13 protein-coding genes are annotated in these 13,455 nt (G+C 67.9%); 10 read left to right on the top strand and 3 right to left on the bottom strand.

Annotated features, from left to right (window positions below):
- Window positions 1-95: 95 nt before the first annotated feature.
- On the top strand, window positions 96-1,043 hold the full coding sequence (folE2, locus tag VGU65_RS14895) for a GTP cyclohydrolase FolE2 (RefSeq protein ID WP_327477010.1): 948 nt from the start codon (window positions 96-98) through the stop codon (window positions 1,041-1,043).
- Window positions 1,044-1,220: 177 nt separating this feature from the next.
- Here the strand turns inward: folE2 and yidD are convergent, their stop codons facing one another.
- Entirely contained in the window at window positions 1,221-1,553 is a 333-nt protein-coding gene (gene yidD / locus VGU65_RS14890; RefSeq protein WP_414655833.1) for a membrane protein insertion efficiency factor YidD, read from the bottom strand.
- Window positions 1,554-1,596: 43 nt separating this feature from the next.
- Here yidD and dksA point away from each other — a divergent pair, with 43 nt between their 5' ends.
- The gene (dksA, locus tag VGU65_RS14885) at window positions 1,597-2,784 is read left to right on the top strand and encodes an RNA polymerase-binding protein DksA (RefSeq protein WP_327477006.1); all 1,188 of its coding nucleotides are present in this window, start codon (window positions 1,597-1,599) and stop codon (window positions 2,782-2,784) included.
- 90 nt (window positions 2,785-2,874) lie between these two features.
- On the opposite strand, the gene VGU65_RS14880 is transcribed toward dksA, so the two are convergent.
- Together VGU65_RS14880 and cysS are read right to left on the bottom strand one after the other, a co-directional pair.
- A complete protein-coding gene (locus VGU65_RS14880; RefSeq protein ID WP_327477004.1) occupies window positions 2,875-3,303 on the bottom strand; it encodes a SufE family protein in 429 nt (142 codons plus the stop codon).
- Between the two features lie 55 nt (window positions 3,304-3,358).
- Window positions 3,359-4,726: a cysteine--tRNA ligase gene (gene cysS, locus VGU65_RS14875; RefSeq protein ID WP_327477003.1), complete on the bottom strand. Its 1,368-nt coding sequence runs from the start codon at window positions 4,724-4,726 to the stop codon at window positions 3,359-3,361.
- A gap of 226 nt (window positions 4,727-4,952) precedes the next feature.
- Here cysS and VGU65_RS14870 point away from each other — a divergent pair, with 226 nt between their 5' ends.
- The 8 genes from VGU65_RS14870 to argH all read left to right on the top strand — a co-directional run bounded on the left by VGU65_RS14870 (window position 4,953) and on the right by argH (window position 13,375).
- Window positions 4,953-5,489 (top strand): glycine zipper 2TM domain-containing protein, encoded by a 537-nt coding sequence (locus VGU65_RS14870; RefSeq protein WP_327477001.1) that lies wholly within the window; start codon window positions 4,953-4,955, stop codon window positions 5,487-5,489.
- 404 nt (window positions 5,490-5,893) lie between these two features.
- The gene (locus tag VGU65_RS14865) at window positions 5,894-6,898 is read left to right on the top strand and encodes an N-acetylornithine carbamoyltransferase (RefSeq protein WP_327476999.1); all 1,005 of its coding nucleotides are present in this window, start codon (window positions 5,894-5,896) and stop codon (window positions 6,896-6,898) included.
- A gap of 19 nt (window positions 6,899-6,917) precedes the next feature.
- Window positions 6,918-8,129 carry an argininosuccinate synthase gene (locus tag VGU65_RS14860; protein WP_327476997.1) on the top strand — a complete coding sequence of 404 codons (1,212 nt, stop codon included), beginning with the start codon at window positions 6,918-6,920 and terminating at the stop codon, window positions 8,127-8,129.
- A 4-nt stretch (window positions 8,130-8,133) separates the two neighbouring features.
- Window positions 8,134-8,574 carry a GNAT family N-acetyltransferase gene (locus VGU65_RS14855; RefSeq protein ID WP_327476995.1) on the top strand — a complete coding sequence of 147 codons (441 nt, stop codon included), beginning with the start codon at window positions 8,134-8,136 and terminating at the stop codon, window positions 8,572-8,574.
- A complete protein-coding gene (locus VGU65_RS14850) occupies window positions 8,571-9,671 on the top strand; it encodes an acetylornithine deacetylase (RefSeq protein WP_327476994.1) in 1,101 nt (366 codons plus the stop codon). The genes VGU65_RS14855 and VGU65_RS14850 overlap by 4 nt, the downstream gene beginning before the upstream one ends.
- Window positions 9,672-9,708: 37 nt before the next feature.
- Complete coding sequence (locus VGU65_RS14845) at window positions 9,709-11,010, top strand: acetylglutamate kinase (protein ID WP_414655836.1); 1,302 nt, start codon at window positions 9,709-9,711, stop codon at window positions 11,008-11,010.
- A gap of 101 nt (window positions 11,011-11,111) precedes the next feature.
- The gene (argC, locus tag VGU65_RS14840; protein WP_327476990.1) at window positions 11,112-12,083 is read left to right on the top strand and encodes an N-acetyl-gamma-glutamyl-phosphate reductase; all 972 of its coding nucleotides are present in this window, start codon (window positions 11,112-11,114) and stop codon (window positions 12,081-12,083) included.
- Entirely contained in the window at window positions 12,080-13,375 is a 1,296-nt protein-coding gene (gene argH, locus VGU65_RS14835; protein WP_327476988.1) for an argininosuccinate lyase, read from the top strand. The genes argC and argH overlap by 4 nt, the downstream gene beginning before the upstream one ends.
- Window positions 13,376-13,455 lie beyond the last annotated feature (80 nt).

Here is a 13,455-nt window from a genome sequence, read left to right as displayed (position 1 = left end):
AAACACAGCGTTTCCCCCTCGTGCCTGTTGCCTCGGCGTCCGCTGCCCCAAAATAGGAGGCCGCACGGCGCCACCGCCTGCCGCAAGGAACCTCCATGCATAGCCACGAGAACACCGCCCGCCTGCTGCCTGACGTTGCCACGCAGGCGCAGCCGCATCTGGCCGGCGCGCTGGACTGGGTGGGCATGGACGGCATCGAAGTGCCGGTGCATTTCGATGCCGGCGACGGGGCGGTCGCGCGTGCCAGCGCGCAGGTGGGCGCCTTCGTCAACCTGACCCGGCCGGACCGGCGCGGCATCCACATGTCGCGCCTGTACCTGCTGGTGGACCAGCACCTGGGCGCCAAGCCGCTCGATGCGGCGATGATCGAGGCGCTGCTGCGCGCTTTCCTGGAGTCGCACAAGGACCTTTCCGACCGTGCCCGCATCAGCATCCGCTTTGATCACATGGTGCGCCGACCGGCGTTGCGCAGCGGCAACAGCGGCTGGCGGACCTACCCGGTGTCGATCGAGGCCAGCCTGGGTACTGACGGCTTCCAATTGGAACTGGGAACCGAGGTGGTCTATTCGTCCACCTGTCCGGCGTCCGCGGCGCTTTCGCGGCAGCTGATCCAGCAGCAATTCGCACGCGACTTCGACGCCTCGCGTCCGCTGGACCATGCCGCGGTGCTCGCCTGGCTGGGCAGCGAGCAGGGCATCGTGGCCACGCCGCATGCACAGCGCAGCGTGGCGCGGTTGCTGGTGCGTCTGGCCGACGGTGTGGACTTCAACCTCATATCGACACTGGACCGCGTCGAGCAGGCGCTGGGTACGCCGGTGCAGACGGCGGTCAAGCGCGAGGACGAGCAGGCCTTCGCCCTGGCCAACGGCGGCAACCTGATGTTTTGCGAAGACGCGGCACGACGGATCCAGAAGGCGCTGGATGCCGACTCCCGCATCGCCGATTTCCACGTGCGCCTGGAGCATCAGGAAAGCCTGCATCCGCACGACGCGGTGGCCTACGCAAGCAAGGGCGTGCCCGGCGGCTACGGACAGAAGGGCTGAACGGGCCGCGCACGTGCGTCCCGGGCGTCAGCCTGGGGCGCTGTCAACGCATGCGGCCACGCGTCTGGCGGAGTCTGACGTCGAAGGATAGGTCGCGGGTGGCGGATCGTCGTGTACGCGTGCCGGGCCGGCTCGTCGTAGCCGCGGCCCGGTGTTCGCCGTCGCGGCAACGCGCGGTCAGTGATCTCCATGACTGCGGCAGCGGGCGAAATGAAACTGCTCGGGCACCGGATCCTCTCCGCCGGCGCACAGCGGCTGGCAACGCAGGATGCGCCAGACCGCCAGTGCGCTGCCGCGCAGCGGACCGAAGCGCAGCAAGGCAATCCGTGCATAATCGGAACAGCTGGGGTGGAAGCGGCAACGCGGCCCCAGCAGGGGACTCAGGGTGCGCTTGTACAGGCGAAGCAGCAGGAGCAGGAATCGGGTCACTTCATTCACGCTGCCCCAACGGAATGCGGCATGTAGTGGCCCGACAGTATTCCAGATGCCTGTTGCCGGTGTAAGGCGCATGGGCTATAACACCCGGCCGCCACGGCCAAAACGGTGAAGGGAAATGGCGAAAACGACCCGTAGTTCGACCGCCGCCAAGGCGCAGAAAGGAAAAGCTGCGGCCAAGGCGAAGCCGGCCAAGTCCGGCACCGCGGCAACCAGCCTGCGCACTGGCAAGAGCGCCGCCGTCAAGAAGGCCGCGCCTGCGAAAAAGGTCGCGGCGAAGAAGCCGGTTGCGTCCCGGCCGGCAGCGAAGAAGGTCGTCGCCAAGAAACCGGTCGCCAAGAAGCCGGTCGCGAAGAAGGCCGCGCCGAAAGTGGCTTCGAAGAAAGCCGCGCCGAAGAGAGTGGCAAAGCCGGCGAGCAAGGCCGCGACAAAGAAGGCTCCCGCCAAGAAGGTAACTGCGAAGAAGCCCGTAGTCACCAAGCCGGCTCCCGTGAAGAAGCCTGCGCAGCAGCAACCGAAGCAAGCGATCGCGACCAAGAAGATGGGGGCCAAGCCGGCGGCTAAGGCTGCACCGAAGGTGCCGTACCAGGTCGTCGCCAAGGCTGCGCCCAAGCAGCCTGCAAAGCCCGCGGCCAAGCCTGCCAGCCAACCGGTTCCTGCCAAGACGGCCACGTCGGTTGCGGCCAAGCCAACATCTCCATCACCCGCCGTTGCGCCCATGAAGGGCAAAGTGGCGAGTGCCGTCGCCATGGTGACCCCGCGCGTGGCCAGTGCCACCGCCCGCCATACCCCACTCAAGAAGCAGAAGACCCCGCAGTCCTCAATGAACAATGCTACAAGCCTAGACAATGGCGTGACCCGCGAAGACGGTCGTTACGCGCTGCCCTCCACGATCAATATCGATCTGCCACCGGGTTACCGTCCCTCGAACGACGAGGAGTACATGAACCCCAGGCACCTGGCGTACTTCCGCAACAAGCTGCGGGATTGGCGCGACCAGCTGGTGGAGGAATCGCGCCAGACCATGGAAAACCTGCGCGACGAGGTGCGCGATGTCGGCGACGAGGCGGAGCGTGCCACGCGCGAAACCGAGAACTCGCTGGAGCTGCGTACGCGCGACCGCTACCGCAAGCTGATCTCCAAGATCGACAAGGCGCTGCGCAGGATCGAGGAAGGCCGCTACGGCTACTGCGAAGAGACCGATGAGGAGATTGGTCTGGAGCGCCTGGACGCGCGCCCGATCGCCACACTTTCGCTCGATGCGCAGGAGCGCCGCGAGCATCTGCAGAAGCAGATGGGCGACTGAAGGCGCGGTACCCTGACTAGCGAAGCCCCGCCATCGAGCGGGGCTTTTCTTTTATGGCGTTCCCGGGGCGTCGGGGAGCGCCCGCTTCGCTCAGCCCATCGCCTGGGCGGCGTACCCCTTCAATTTCGCCAGCATTGCGGTCAAGCCGTTGGAGCGCGTCGGCGACAGGTGCTTGGCCAGGCCGATCGACTGCACGAACTGCGGTTCGGTGGCGACGATTTCGGCGGCCGGCCGGTCCGAATACACGCGCAGCACCAGCGCGATCAGGCCCGAAACGATGGCCGAATCGCTGGCCGCCGCGAAATGCATTTTGTCCGCGCCGCCGCTGGGCACCAGCCAGACCATCGACTGGCAGCCGTGCACGCGCCAATCCTCCGTCTTGCACTCGTCCGGGAAGGGCGGCAATTGCTTGCCCAGGTCGATCAGGTACTGGTAACGCTCGGACCAATCGCTGAAGAAAGAGAATTCCTCGGCGATCTCCTGCTGCGCCTGCACGGCGCTGGGGGCGGTGGTGTTCATGCCCACATTATCGCGCAGGCCGCGTGGGCCAAGCTGAAGCCGGCCCCACGCGGGTTCAGCTCTTTTGGATGCTCCAGCGGGTGCCCTGGGCGCCATCCTCGATCACCACGCCCATCGACGAAAGCTGGTTGCGGATGGCATCGGCGCGCGCGAAGTCACGGCAGGCGCGGGCGGCGCGGCGTTCTTCGAGCAGGGCTTCGACGCGGGCTTCGTCGATCGCTTCGTCGCCCCGCTTGAACCAGGCCTCCGGATCCTGCTGCAGCAGGCCGAGCACGGCGCCGCCGCCGAGCAGCGCCGCCTTCGCCGCGGGATCGCCCGACTGGCGGGCTGCGTCGGCGAGCAGCGCCAGCTCGGCCAGCGCCTGCGGCGTGTTGAGGTCGTCGCACAAGGCCAATTCGACCCGGGGCGGGATCGGCAGCGCCCCCCCGACGCGCACGTGCGCCAGGTCGCGCAGCACGCGGTACCAGCCGTCGAGCGTGCTCACCGCCTGCGCCAGCGCCGCGTCCGACCAGTCCAGCGGCTGCCGGTAGTGGCCGCGCAGCAGCAGCAGGCGCAGCGCCTCGGGCGGATGCCGCTTCAGCAGCTCGTGCACCAGCAGCACGTTGCCAAGCGACTTGGACATCTTGCGGCCGTCGAAGGTGAGCATGCCATTGTGCAGCCACCAGCGGGCGAACACCTCGCCGCCGTGGGCGCAGGTGGACTGGGCGATCTCGTTCTCGTGGTGCGGGAAGGTGAGGTCGACGCCGCCGGCATGGATGTCGATCGTCCTGCCCAGGTGCGCCGCGCTCATCGCCGAGCATTCGATGTGCCAGCCGGGGCGGCCGCGTCCCCATGGGCTGTCCCAGCCGGGCAGCTCGGGCGTGGAGGGCTTCCACAGCACGAAATCGGTGGGGTTCTTCTTGTACGGCGCCACTTCCACGCGCGCGCCGGCGATCAGTTCGTCGGTGTCGCGGCCTGAAAGCTGGCCGTAGGCGGGATAGGTGCCGACGTCGAAGAGCACATGGCCCTCGGCGGCATAGGCGTGGCCGCTCGCCACCAGTGCCTCGATCATCGCGATGATCTGCCTGATGTGCGCGGTCGCGTGGGGCTCGATGTCTGGTGGAGCGATGCCCAGCGCGGCCATGTCCTCGCGGTAGGCGGCGGTGAAACGCCCGGTGACCGCGCCGATTTCCACGCCCTGCTCGAGCGCGGCGGCGTTGATCTTGTCGTCCACGTCGGTGATGTTGCGCGCGTAGACCACGCGCGGGTAATGGCGGCGCAACAACTTGACAAGCACGTCGAACACCACCGGCCCGCGTGCGTTGCCGATATGCACGTAGTTGTAGACGGTCGGGCCGCACAGGTACATCGTGACCTGCTCCGGATCGAGCGGTACGAAGGTCTCGGTGCGGCGAGTGAGGCTGTTGTAGAGCGAGATGGGCATCGGCTTCGGGCAGGTCGGTGGCGCGGGCCAAGCCGCGCATCTTAGCAAGGCCGCGTCCATTGCTCCTGTCCCCAAAAAGGCGCTTTGCCGGGCAGGCGCATGGCCGGTCGGGCGAGCCGTATGCGCCGCTGACTCGCCTGTCCGCATCCTCTAAGCGTTGATTCAGCGTGAATTTGTTGCAATGACAAACGCGCAGAAGCGCTTTTCGGACCATGCTGGAGGTCCCATGAACAAGATGTTGCTCCCCGTGTTGGCGCTGGCTCTCATGGCGGGCACCCTGCATGCGCAGGACCGTCGCTACGCCGATGGCGACGACGCCAATACCCACTACGGCTGGGCGGACGTGCTGCGTGTCGACCCTGTCTACGGCGTGGCCCGCTCCGAAGTGCCACGGCAGGAGTGCTACGACCAGCCGGTGGTTCGCCGCGAGGGAGGCGGCAACACCACCGCAGGCACCGTGCTGGGCGCGGTGATCGGCGGCGTGCTCGGCAGCACGGTGGGCAAGGGCGACGGCCGCAAGGCAGCCACGGTCGCCGGTGCCGTGGCCGGTGGCGCCGTGGGCCACGGTGTCGTCAGCCGGGGCGAGCGCGAGTACGACGACACCGTCACCCGTTGCCGCGAAGTCAGTTCGGTCAGCGAGCAGCGCCGCCTGATGGGCTACGACGTCGAGTATCGCTACCACGGCGAAGTCTACGTTTCCCGCCTGAACTACGATCCGGGCGAGCGCCTGCGCGTACGCGTGAGCGTGGCCCCGGCCGAGTGACCGCAACCGCCGCTTCCGAGCGGCGGTTTGCGTTTTGGACGGCCGTTCGTATGGACGTCCAAAATAGTTGTTGCATCGCCACAGCATTGTCGGCATGATGCCCGCTCCTTCTCCGGAACCATCATGTCCGAAGCCGTCTACACCGCCACCGTACTCACCAGCGCCCGCATGGCCGCTGGAATGACGTCGCGTGCGCGCCGACCGCTGGTCCGACATTCGGCCGGGTAGGCTGTCGCTGCATGCGCATTGGCGCAACGACGAACAAACCCGGCCATCGCGCCGGGTTTTTTGTTTCGCGAAGCCCGCCGCCGTCGCCGAAATCCCTGGATTCTTGTGCGCAGGTCCTTACGCGCAGAAGCAAAAAGCGGCCATTCATGGCCGCGCTCTTCAAAAGAGGCACCCGCATGGCCCTTCGACACTTCCTAACCACCCAGGACTACAGCCGCGCCGAGATCGATTCGCTGTTGGAGCAGGCGGCCGCGTTCAAGCGTTCGCCGCGCGGCCAGCAGCTCGCCGGCCGCTCCATCGCGCTCCTGTTCTTCAACCCGTCGATGCGCACGCGCACCAGCTTCGAACTGGGTGCCTTCCAGTTGGGCGGTCATGCCATCGTGCTATCACCAGGCAAGGATGCCTGGCCGATCGAATTCGAAGCCGGCACAGTGATGGACGGGGAGGCCGAGGAGCACATCGCCGAGGTGGCTCGCGTGCTCAGCCGCTACGTCGACCTGATCGCCGTGCGCGCTTTTCCCAAGTTCCTGGATTGGTCGATCGACCGCGAGGATCGCGTCATAAAAGCCTTCGCCCGCTACGCCACCGTGCCGGTGATCAACATGGAGACGATCACCCACCCCTGCCAGGAACTGGCGCACGCGCTGGCGCTGAAGGAACACCTCGGGGACCTCAAGAACAGGAAGTACGTGCTGACCTGGACCTACCACCCCAAGCCGCTCAACACTGCAGTGGCCAACTCCGCGCTGCTGATCGCCACCAAGCTGGGCATGGACGTGACCTTGTTGTGCCCCACGCCCGACTACGTGCTGGACGAACGCTACATGCAGGCGGGCCAGCAGAACGCGGAGGCGAATGGCGGCTCGCTCAAGGTCAGCCATGACATCGAGGAGGCCTACAGCGGCGCCCACGTGGTCTACGCCAAGAGTTGGGGCGCACTGCCGTACTTCGGTCGCTGGGAGCAGGAAAAGCCGATCCGCGACGCGCACAAGCACTTCATCGTCGACGAGGCCAAGATGGCGCTCACCGACAACGGCCTGTTCAGCCACTGCCTGCCGTTGCGCCGCAACGTCAAGGCCACGGACGCGGTGATGGATGCACCCTGCTGCATCGCCGTCGACGAAGCCGAAAACCGCCTGCACGTGCAGAAGGCCGTGATGGCCTCGCTGCTCGCCTCCTGACCGCCGAACGAGACAACCCATGAGCCAGAAAGACATCGTCCTCGCCTTTTCCGGCGGCCTCGACACCAGCTTCTGCGTGCCCTACCTCAAGGAACAGGGCTGGAACGTGCATACCGTGTTCGCCGACACCGGCGGCGTGGACGACGAGGAGCGGGCGTTCATCGAGCACCGCGCGCAGGAACTGGGCGTGGCCAGCCACCGCACCGTCGACGGCGGCCCGGCGATCTGGAGCGGCTTCGTCAAGCCGTTCGTGTGGGCGGGCGAGGGCTACCAGGGCCAGTACCCGCTGCTGGTGTCCGACCGCTACCTGATCGTGGAGGCGGCGCTGAAGCGCTGCGCCGAACTGGGCACCAACGCCATCGCGCACGGCTGCACCGGCATGGGCAACGACCAAGTGCGCTTCGACCTGGCGGTGAAGGCGCTGGGCGACTACCGCATCGTGGCGCCGATCCGCGAGATCCAGAAGCAGCACACGCAGACCCGCGCCTACGAGCAGAAATACCTGGAGGACCGCGGCTTCGGCGTGCGCGCCAAGCAGCAGGCCTACACCATCAACGAAAATCTGCTGGGCGTGACGATGTCCGGCGGCGAGATCGACAAGTGGCAGGCACCGGGCGAGGGCGCGCGCGGCTGGTGCAAGCCGCGCGCCGAGTGGCCCTCCACCTCGCTGGCGGTGAAGCTCGGCTTCGAGAATGGCGAGGCGGTCAGCCTGGACGGAGAACGCCTGCCCGGACATCAGCTGCTGGCGAAGCTCAACCGGCTGTTCGCCCGCTACGGCGTGGGCCGCGGCCTGTACACCGGCGACACCACCATCGGCCTGAAGGGGCGCATCGTGTTCGAGGCGCCGGGCCTCACCGCGCTGCTCGCCGCGCATCGCGCGCTGGAAGAGGCGGTGCTGTCCAAGCAGCAGAACCGCTTCAAGCCGGAGGTGGCGCGCAAGTGGGTGGAGCTGGTCTACGAGGGCTTCTTCCACGACCCGCTGAAGACCGACCTGGAAGCCTTCCTCGTCTCCAGCCAGGCCACCGTCAACGGCGTGGTGACGCTGCAGACCCATGGCGGCACCGTCGAGGCGGTGGCGGTGGAATCGGCGAACATCCTCAATGCCAAGGGCGCCACCTACGCGCAGTCGGCCGACTGGGGCGTGGAGGAGGCCGAGGGCTTCATCAAGCTGTTCGGCATGAGCTCGACGCTGTGGGCCGAGGTCAACCGGTCGCCGTCGGGCCAGGGCTGACCGCATGGATGTCCTGCAGATCAGCACGGATAAGCACCGGCTCGACATCGGGCTGATCCATCGCTTTCTTTCGGACGAGGCCTATTGGAGTCGCGGCATCCCGCGCGCGACCGTGGAGCGGGCGGTCGCCGGTTCGCTGTGCTTCGGCGGCTACCTCGGCGGGCGGCAAGTGGCGTTTGCGCGGGTGGTCACCGACGGGGCTACCTTCGGCTACCTCGCCGATGTGTTCGTGCTGCCGGAGCACCGCGGGCAGGGCCATGCCAAGACGCTCGTGGCCGCGATCATGGCGCATCCGCAGTTGCAGGGTCTGCGCCGTTTCAGCCTGGCCACCAGCGACGCGCACGGGCTCTACGCGGCCTTCGGCTTCGCGCCGCCCGGGCGGCCGCAAAACTTGATGGAAAAGTTCGACCCGGACGTCTACACCCATGTGCCGGGCAAGCCATGAACCCGTTGCTGCAAGCCACATTGCGACACCTCCAGGCGCTCGTCGCCTTCGATACGCGCAATCCGCCGCGCGCGATCGGCACGGGCGGGATCTTCGATTACCTGAGGACGCAGCTACCGGGCTTCGCCGTGTCGGTCACCGACTACGGCGCAGGCGCGGTGACCCTGCATGCGGTGCGCGGCCAGCCGCGGCTGCTGTTCAACGTGCATCTGGACACGGTGCCCGATTCGCCCGCATGGAGCGCCGATCCGCATGTCCTGCGCATCGGGGACGACCGTGCGATCGGCCTGGGCGCCTCTGACATCAAGGGCGCCGCGGCCGCGCTGCTCGCCGTGGCCAACGCCACCGACGGCCCGCTGGCATTGCTCTTCTCCACCGACGAGGAGGCCAACGACGCGCGCTGCATCGCGGGCTTCCTGCGCGCCGCGCCGGCCTACGAGGCCGTGATCGTCGCCGAACCGACGCGCGGCGAAGCGGTGCTGGCGCACCGTGGCATCCAGTCGGTGCTGATGCGCTTTGCCGGCCAGGCGGGGCATGCCTCGGGCGAGCAGAAGCCGAGCGACAGCGCGCTGCACCAGGCGGTGCGATGGAGCAGCGCGGCACTGGACTTCGTCGCCGGGCAGGCACACGAGCGCTTCGGCGGACTCACCGGGCTGCGCTTCAACATCGGCCGGGTCGAGGGCGGCATCAAGGCCAACGTGATCGCCCCGGCAGCGGAACTGCGCTTCGGCTTTCGTCCGCTGCCCACGATGGATCCGGACGGCTTGCTGGCGAGCCTGGCCGGGCTGGGCGAGGTGCCGCCGGTGCATTTCGAGGAAACCTTCCGCGGCGCCTCACTGCCGGCCGGCGACACGGCGACGGCCGAATCGCGGCGCCTCGCAGCCAGGGACCTGGCCGACGAGCTCGGCATACCCGTCGGCAACGCGGTCGACTTCTGGACCGAGGCGGCGCTGTTCTCCGCGGCCGGCTTCACCGCCTTCGTCTACGGCCCGGGCGACATCGCACAGGCACACAGCGCCGACGAGTGGGTCGCGCTGGGACAGCTCGAGCACTACGCACAAACCCTTGATCGGATCGTCAGCAGTGGAAACGCATAAGCACACCCGCAAGACCATCGTGCGCCTGCTCGAAAGCATGGGAAGCGCGAGGGAAATCCAGCAGTACCTCAAGCGCTTCTCGCAGGTCGACGCCAAGCGCTTCGCCGTGGTCAAGGTCGGCGGCGCGGTGCTGCGCGACGATCTGCCGGCGCTGGCCTCGTCGCTGACCTTCCTGCAGCAGGTCGGCCTTACGCCCATCGTGCTGCACGGCGCCGGCCCGCAGCTGGACGAGGAGCTGGCTGCCGCCGGCATCGTCAAGCAGACCGTGGGAGGCCTGCGCGTGACCACGCCGCAGGCGCTGGGCGTGGTGCGCCGGGTGTTCCAGCAGCAGAACCTGCGGCTGGTCGACGCATTGCACGCGATGGATACGCGCGCGGTGTCGGTCGCCGCGGGTGTCTTCGCGGCCGATTACCTCGACCGCGACGCGCTCGGCATGGTCGGCAAGGTCACCGGCATCGAGCTCGCACCGATCGAGGCGGCGTTGCGCGCCAATGCCATCCCGGTGATCGCCAGCCTGGGCGAGACGGCCGAAGGGCAGCTCCTCAACATCAACGCCGACGTGGCGGCCAACGAGCTGGTGCGCGTGCTGCAGCCGTACAAGATCGTGTTCCTGACCGGCACCGGCGGCCTGCTCGACGCGCAGGGACAGGTGATCGACTCGATCAACCTGTCCACCGAATACGAGCACCTGATGGCGCAACCGTGGATCGACGGCGGCATGCGCCTGAAGATCGAGCAGATCGCCGACCTGCTGGCCGGCCTGCCGCTCACTTCGTCGGTGTCCATCACGCGGCCGGCCGAGCTGGCCAAGGAGCTGTTCACCCACAAGGGCTCGGGCACGCTGGTGCGCCGCGGCGAGAAGGTGCTCACCTTCGACTCCTGGGATGGCGTGGATCAGGCGCGGCTGCGCGGCCTGATCGAGTCCAGCTTCGGCCGCGCGCTGGTGCCGGACTACTTTCAGCGCACGCAGCCGTACCGGATCTATGTCAGCGAAAACTACCGTGCCGCGATGATCCTGACGCGGGAGGAGGGCGTGGCCTACCTGGACAAGTTCGCCGTGCTGGACGAGGCGCAGGGCGAAGGCCTCGGGCGCGCCGTGTGGCTTGTGATGCGGGAGGCCAATCCGCAGCTGTTCTGGCGCTCGCGCCACGGCAACAACATCAATCCGTTCTACGACGCCGAATGCGACGGCTGCCTGAAGCAGCCGCGCTGGAAGGTCTATTGGTATGGCCTGGACGACTTCGCGACGATCGAGCGTTGCGTTGCGCACTGCGCGCAGCGCACGCCGACGCTGGCGGATGCGCCGGCGCAGGCCGGTGCGCTGAAGAAGGCTGGATAGAGCGGACGCGAATGTCAAGAAAGCGCCTGGCCGTTCGGTCACGAAAAAACGGATTCCCTCGCTCGCGGGAATGACGGATGAAAATGGGGAAACCTGCAGCAATGGACAAGAAAACCGTAGGCATCGTCGGCGCGCGCGGCCACACCGGCGCGGAGCTGATCCGTCTGATCGCGCACCACCCGGGGCTCGAACTGGCCTACGTCTCTTCGCGCGAGTTTGATGGCCAGCGCGTGGACGCCCATGTGGCCGAGTACGCCGGGGAGCTGCGCTACAGCGCCCCCGCGCACGAGGACCTGCCGGCGCTGGGCGCCGATGTGGTGATACTGGCGTTGCCCAACGGCAAGGCAGGCGCCTGTGTAGGCGCCTTCGACCAGGCCGGCAACGATCCGCTGATCGTCGACCTGTCTGCCGACTACCGCTTCGACGAGCGCTGGTACTACGGACTGCCGGAGCTGACCCGTGGCCGCTGGCGCGGGCAGCGGCGGATCAGCAACCCGGGCTGCTACGCCACCGCGATCCAGCTCGCAGTGGCGCCGCTGAAGGACCTGCTGGCGGCGCCGCCCGTGTGCTTCGGTGTATCCGGCTACTCGGGCGCAGGCACCACGCCGTCGGACAAGAACGACGCGGAGAAGCTGCGCGACAACCTGATGCCGTACGCGCTCACCGGCCACATGCACGAGCGCGAGACGTCCGCGCACCTGGGCGTGCCGGTGGAGTTCATGCCTCACGTAGCGCCGCACTTCCGCGGCCTGACCGTGACCTGCAACCTCTACCTCGCCCGGCCGCTCAAGCGCGACGAGGTGATGGCGCGCTTCGGCCATGCCTACGAGGCCGAACCCCTGGTGCACGTGGTCGAGGAGGCTCCTTGGGTCAGCCGCATCGCCGGCAGGCACCATGCGGAAATCGGCGGCTTCGCGATGGCGGCGGACGGGCGCCGCGTGGTGGTGGTCGCCACGCTGGACAACCTGCTCAAGGGCGCGGCGACGCAGGCGATGCAGAACATCAACCGTGCACTGGGGCTGCCGGAGCTCCTGGGCATCCCGGTGGAACCGGCGACGAGAGAGCTCCCATGACCCAGCCGCTCTGGCAGAAAGAAGGCGTGCAGATCGATCCGCGCATCATGCGATTCCTCGCCGGCAGCGACGTGCTGCTGGACCGCGAGTTCTTCCTGCACGACATCACCGCCAGCAAGGCGCACGTCGGGGGCCTGATGCGCATCGGCGTGATCGGTGCCGACGAGGCCGCTGCGCTGGCGCGCGAGCTGGACACGCTGGCGGAGGATTTCCGCAGCGGCGCCTTCGTGCTGGACGAGCGCTACGAGGATGGCCACTCCGCGATCGAGGCGCGGCTCACCGATCGGCTGGGCGACGCCGGCCGGCGCGTGCACACCGGGCGCAGCCGCAACGACCAGGTGCTGGTCGCCACACGGATGTGGCTGAAGGAGCGCCTGGCCGCTCTCGGCGGCCACTGCCGGGCGATCGCCGGTGCATGCCTGGAGCGCGCGGAGCAGCCAGCGCTGCCGCTGCCCGGCTATACACACCTTCAGCGCGCCGTGGTGTCGTCCACCGCGATGTGGTTCGCCGGCTTCGCCGAGGCGTTCATCGACAACGCGGTACGTGCGGACCAGACGCAGGCGTGGATCGACGCCAATCCGCTCGGCACGGCGGCCGGCTACGGCGTGAACCTGCCGCTGGACCGCGCGCACACCACTGAAGCGCTAGATTTTGCCCGCATGCAGGTCTCGCCGATCTACGCGCAGCTCTCGCGCGGCAAGTTCGAGCTGGCCGCGCTGGAGGCGCTGGCCAGCGCCTTGCTGGACCTGCGCCGGCTGGCGTGGGACCTGTCGCTGTTCACCACGGCCGAATTCGGCTTCGTCACGCTGCCGCCGGAGTACACCACCGGCAGCTCGATCATGCCCAACAAGCGCAACCCCGACGTGGTCGAACTGCTGCGCGCCAGCTACGCCACCGTGGCAGCGGCGCGCTGCGAGATCGAGCAACTGCTGTCGCTGCCCTCGGGCTACCAGCGCGACCTGCAGTTCTCCAAGGGCTCGATCTTCCACGGCATGACCCACGGCCTGGCCGCGCTCGAACTGGTGCCCGACCTGCTGCGGCGGCTGCACTGGAACGAGGCGGCCATGCGCGCGGCGATCGAGCCGGCGATGTACGCCACCGACCTGGCGATCGAACAGGCCGCGCAGGGGATACCGTTCCGCGATGCCTATCGCACGGCTGCCGCGGCGGTGGCCACGGCAGGCGAGGGCCGCACACCGGAACGCAGCCTGGCCGAGCGCGTCTCGCCTGGCGGCGGCGCCGACCTGCGGCTGGAGGAACTGGCCGCGCGCTTGCGCGCCCTGCCAGGCTGAACCGGCCGTTCAGCCCACTTGAGGGCGGGTTCACGGCGACGGGCCGATACTCCTGGCCATGCCTTCGACCACGCCAGCAG

The sequence above is a fragment of the Frateuria sp. genome (assembly GCF_035943815.1).
In the GTDB taxonomy this organism is placed as follows: domain Bacteria; phylum Pseudomonadota; class Gammaproteobacteria; order Xanthomonadales; family Rhodanobacteraceae; genus Frateuria_A.
The sequence above is the reverse complement of the archived record's forward strand: the minus strand, read 5'-3'. Positions and strand labels throughout refer to the sequence as shown.

Bases quoted from the DNA above. Each gene is read 5' to 3' on its own strand.
- VGU65_RS14870 (WP_327477001.1), top strand. From the start codon at position 4,953: ATGAACAAGATGTTGCTCCCCGTGTTGGCGCTGGCTCTCATGGCGGGC.
- argH (WP_327476988.1), top strand. From the start codon at position 12,080: ATGACCCAGCCGCTCTGGCAGAAAGAAGGCGTGCAGATCGATCCGCGC.
- VGU65_RS14865 (WP_327476999.1), top strand. From the start codon at position 5,894: ATGGCCCTTCGACACTTCCTAACCACCCAGGACTACAGCCGCGCCGAG.
- VGU65_RS14860 (WP_327476997.1), top strand. From the start codon at position 6,918: ATGAGCCAGAAAGACATCGTCCTCGCCTTTTCCGGCGGCCTCGACACC.
- VGU65_RS14855 (WP_327476995.1), top strand. From the start codon at position 8,134: ATGGATGTCCTGCAGATCAGCACGGATAAGCACCGGCTCGACATCGGG.
- cysS (WP_327477003.1), bottom strand. From the start codon at position 4,726: ATGCCCATCTCGCTCTACAACAGCCTCACTCGCCGCACCGAGACCTTC.
- yidD (WP_414655833.1), bottom strand. From the start codon at position 1,553: ATGCGCCTTACACCGGCAACAGGCATCTGGAATACTGTCGGGCCACTA.
- VGU65_RS14845 (WP_414655836.1), top strand. From the start codon at position 9,709: ATGGGAAGCGCGAGGGAAATCCAGCAGTACCTCAAGCGCTTCTCGCAG.
- VGU65_RS14880 (WP_327477004.1), bottom strand. From the start codon at position 3,303: ATGAACACCACCGCCCCCAGCGCCGTGCAGGCGCAGCAGGAGATCGCC.
- VGU65_RS14850 (WP_327476994.1), top strand. From the start codon at position 8,571: ATGAACCCGTTGCTGCAAGCCACATTGCGACACCTCCAGGCGCTCGTC.
- dksA (WP_327477006.1), top strand. From the start codon at position 1,597: ATGGCGAAAACGACCCGTAGTTCGACCGCCGCCAAGGCGCAGAAAGGA.
- argC (WP_327476990.1), top strand. From the start codon at position 11,112: ATGGACAAGAAAACCGTAGGCATCGTCGGCGCGCGCGGCCACACCGGC.
- folE2 (WP_327477010.1), top strand. From the start codon at position 96: ATGCATAGCCACGAGAACACCGCCCGCCTGCTGCCTGACGTTGCCACG.